The sequence below is a fragment of the Acidobacteriota bacterium genome, assembly GCA_003225175.1.
Lineage (GTDB): Bacteria > Acidobacteriota > Terriglobia > Terriglobales > Acidobacteriaceae > Gp1-AA112.
The window spans coordinates 1-3,411 of the sequence record QIBA01000083.1 but is presented as its reverse complement, the minus strand read 5'-3'; the positions used below and the strand labels follow the sequence as shown (position 1 = coordinate 3,411).

Here is a 3,411-nt window from a genome sequence, read left to right as displayed (position 1 = left end):
GAGAATCAGGCAATAAGGTATAGCGATAAAATTTTGGACAATTTTGTCCACTTTTTCTCCCGCGGACAAGTTTTATGACGGAGTTGCTTCTTTTATTTCGTTTTAAAATATATATTTTTTTTTTTTCAGGATAGCTTGGCCGAACTAGATGACGAAACCCGAAACTGATGAAACCGATGACGAAACCCGATGCCGAAGTCTAAAAGTCAAAATCCTAAAACTAAATAAAACATTAAAAATAAAAACGAACTTTGCATTTACTTTTTAATTAAATGGTTCAATTATTAGTTTATTACTGATAACTTTATTTCATTTACATTATTTACATTCGTATTATAAACAAAAAAATTACATTTTATTTCAAAAACATTGCTGCTAGTTCTGCTGGATTATAATCCTCTTCTTGATTAAAATCTTCCAAATCAACTGGTTCATTCATTTCACCTTCTAATTCCCGATTATCATCTCCATTAGCATTTTGCAAAAATCTTGATAAATCCAACATTTTCTCAATTTCCAAAGGTTCTTCAGCAATTACTTCTAAATCATCATTAGGCTGGTCATTAAACATAGTTTCGTCCAAGTTTACTTCTTCTTCATCTTCATATAGTTCCGCATCTTTCAAAACCTGTCTAATTTCTTCTTCAGATTTTCCTATTCCATGATATGTTAATTCAGATTTATTGGCAATATAATAGGAATGAATCTGCGCAATTGCATCAAGATTTTCCACTAACAGCCTTGTACGACGTGTTCCATGAATCCAACCACAAATTGACCAAACACGCTCACAACTTGCAGCATGTGGTGAAATTGAAAACAATTTGACTGCAAGGAATTGAAGATATGGTGGATCTGCGTGACAAGTTTTCCACCATTTCAGAGGTGCATCAAAATTACGGATATAGGATGTATTATAAGGAGGCTGGTGTAATTGATAATCACGTAATTGTGACATGAGCACTTCGCCAGCTTTTCGTTTACTATGATTGTTTTTCCTTAGCATAATCATAATTTCAGGTATATTCATCATTTGTTGCCAAATTGTAGCCGCTGTAGTACATATCCGAATAAATTGAGTTTCAATAATTCCAGTTCCTATAGTGATTTTAAATAAATTTAAAGAATATCTGTTAAATAATTATTTTTTATTGTTATAAATAAATAATTCATTTGAAGACAATTGATTAATAAAATAAAATTGGCTTACCTTGATATTCAGGATGCAAATAATATGCAAGCAAATGTTCGTCAAAATCAAATTCATTAAAGCGATTATTAAAACTTTCAACACAATGCCGATAAAACATTTTATGATCTAATTCTGGCATATTTTTTATAGCGGCTTCCAGTTGTACAAGTGAAAAGAAACAATCAGCAAGATTGGCTTCTTGTCCTTCTAACTGAATTATCAAATCTCTTATTGGCTTAATAATAGCCGCTAAATCTTGAACATCTTGAAAATACCCTCTTTTACGCATTATAATATTTTTTACATTTTCATTGGTGATTACATTTGGATTTTCGTTTATTACTTCTTTTAAACATGTTTCCAGCCGACATATTGATTGAAGCATTTCATATGCTGTGGTCCATCTTGTATGGATATATGTTTTTAGACCTCCTCCTTTAATATTCTTTTCTTTAATCTTATCTTCAAGAAATTTATGAGGTAAATGGCTTTTTTTAAAATAAGCTGTCACTACATTTGACCAGTTTAAAATTCTAGTTGCAAATGCATATTTAACAAAATCTTTGGTAATTAGATTGAGACAATGTGCTATACATCAGATATTGAGAATATGGGGAAATTTTTGAGTAATAATTTGTCGTGCTAAATTAATGTTTGAACCAGCATCTGTAACTATTGCTGCAAATCTCTGAATTCCAATATCATTTAAAATTTCTTCAATTTTTTCTGCAAGATATTCACCTGTGTGACTTTGATTTGATAAATCCTGTATGCGCCAAAGAATATCCTTTCCATCTGAAGTATGGAGTATAAAATTCCATAAAGATTTTCCTGTCGGATCTGTCCAACCATCTAACGCTGCATGCATATGTAAAAAAATTAATTATTAATAAAATATAATTAAAATCTAAAAATAAAAATAAAAATTATTTACCCAAAGTTAGATTACTCTCTTTTTCAAGTAATCGATAAACTTTTGTATTAACACGAAGAATTTCATCATCCAACAAACTTCCAGAAAGAGTTTTTCTATTAGGTGGATCATATGATGGACGTAATTGTTTAACGAAATCAATAAAAAATGGGTGTTCAATAAGACGCCAGGAAAGTCCACAACACACGAAGAGTTTAATAAGTGATATTTCTATATTAGCCTTCTTCTCTTGAGATAAACTTTGAGTTTCAAAAAAATCTTCTAAGTTTTTTTGCTCATTTGAATTTCGTTTCTTTCCAGTCACATTTTCTGGAGACTTTTCACGTGCTTCTACAATATATCTCACTGCTTCCTTAATTTCTGGATTAACTTTATTGCAGTCAATTAAGATATGACGTTCTAATGTTGATGCTTTTCCCCGTAGCCATGATGTTGAACAAGCAGAACAAGTTGCAGACCGGTGACCATCACCTTGATCTGGACCTTCAGTAAAAAAATTCCATATTATTGCGCGTGGCCTTCCACCTTTTTTTTTTTGTTCTAGTTCAATAACTTCGTCTGACATTACTACTTTTATTGAACAATAAACATACAAAGAACAGTTTTTTTAAAAAAAAACATTTAAAAAACATGTTACATTTCTGATTTTATACATTTTATTCTTTGTATGGGGGTTAATTATCTATACTAAATAAATATTAGGTAACGTATCAAAAAAATTTAATTGATCATGAGTTTTAATTTTAAGTTTAACTAACTAACTTTATATAGTAAATAAATTACAATATAAAAAATTAAAATATATTAAAAAAATTTTAGAGTTTTGCAAACATTTCTGCTCTAATTTTGGATTTCAACACAAGTTTCAGGTTCCGGCATTGGTTTCGGCTTTCAGCATCAATTTCAGATTTTGTCATCGATTTTGGATTTTATCATCGGTTTCGGGTTTCGTCATCGGTTTCGAATTTCGTCATCAGTTTCAGGTTTTGGCATCAGTTTCGGGTTTGGGATTTCGGAATATAAATGATAATTCCAAAATTAGGTTTTGACTATTGCCAAATCCATATTTATTTCGGCATATATAGGTTTCGGCACCCAACACTAGTTTTTTTATATGATGTTATCAGGTGATCACACATGACCTTGATGATGGATCATCATATACTGCGCCACAATTAGAACACTTTTATCATAATTAACATTTTTATCACTTTTGTTCTGATTGTTACTTTTATCATTATTATAACTTATTCCACTTTTATCATAGATATCACTAGATAAGATC

3 protein-coding genes are annotated in these 3,411 nt (G+C 30.3%); all 3 read right to left on the bottom strand.

What is annotated here, in order from left to right; all coding sequences use genetic code 11:
* Nucleotides 1-355: 355 nt before the first annotated feature.
* The 3 genes from DMG62_21765 to DMG62_21755 all read right to left on the bottom strand — a co-directional run bounded on the left by DMG62_21765 (nt 356) and on the right by DMG62_21755 (nt 2,060).
* On the bottom strand, nt 356-1,033 hold the full coding sequence (locus DMG62_21765; GenBank protein PYY20823.1) for a hypothetical protein: 678 nt from the start codon (nt 1,031-1,033) through the stop codon (nt 356-358).
* Between the two features lie 154 nt (nt 1,034-1,187).
* Nucleotides 1,188-1,703: a hypothetical protein gene (locus tag DMG62_21760; GenBank protein ID PYY20822.1), complete on the bottom strand. Its 516-nt coding sequence runs from the start codon at nt 1,701-1,703 to the stop codon at nt 1,188-1,190.
* Between the two features lie 84 nt (nt 1,704-1,787).
* Nucleotides 1,788-2,060: a hypothetical protein gene (locus tag DMG62_21755; GenBank protein ID PYY20821.1), complete on the bottom strand. Its 273-nt coding sequence runs from the start codon at nt 2,058-2,060 to the stop codon at nt 1,788-1,790.
* Nucleotides 2,061-3,411: the final 1,351 nt, after the last annotated feature.